The sequence below is a fragment of the Mycobacterium sp. PS03-16 genome (assembly GCF_004570325.1).
Classification (GTDB): Bacteria; Actinomycetota; Actinomycetes; order Mycobacteriales; family Mycobacteriaceae; genus Mycobacterium.
Genome location: NZ_SPQO01000088.1, coordinates 1 through 576 on the forward strand (window position 1 = coordinate 1; position 576 = coordinate 576).

Here is a 576-nt window from a genome sequence, read left to right on the forward strand (position 1 = left end):
TCGGGCATTCGATGGGTGAGGTGACCGCGGCGGTGGTGTCTGGTGCTCTGTCGGTGCGTGAGGGGTTGCGGGTGATCGCCACCCGTTCTCAGCTGATGTCGCGGCTGGCCGGCCAGGGCGCGGTGGCCCTGCTCGAACTCGACGCCCGCACCGCGGAATCGGTGATCACTGCCCACCCCGGTGTGGAACTCGCGGGTTTTGTGTCGCCGTCGCAGACGGTGGTGGCGGGGCCGCCGGTGGCGGTGGATGCGGTGATCGCCGCGGTCACCGAGTCGGGCCGGTTCGCGCGTCGGGTGAACATGGAGGTCGCCTCGCATACGGCGTTGATGGATCCGATCCTCGACGAACTCCGTGTCGCGTTGGCTGATCTGGTGCCGCAGACACCGTCCATCCGGTTCTACTCCACCGTCGACGGCACAACATCGGCGCCGCGTCTGGACGCCGACTATTGGGTGGCCAATGTGCGCCGGCCGGTGCGCCTGCACCAGGCCGTCAGCGCCGCGGCGGCCGACGGGCACACCCTGTTCGTCGAGGTGAGCCCGCACCCGGTTTTGGTCCACGCCATCGGCGATACTC

General features: G+C 69.1%; 1 protein-coding gene. It reads left to right on the top strand.

Features of this window, described 5'->3' with window-relative positions; genetic code table 11:
• On the top strand, nt 1-576 hold a 576-nt coding region (locus E4P42_RS26815; RefSeq protein ID WP_135129655.1), incomplete at both ends, for an acyltransferase domain-containing protein.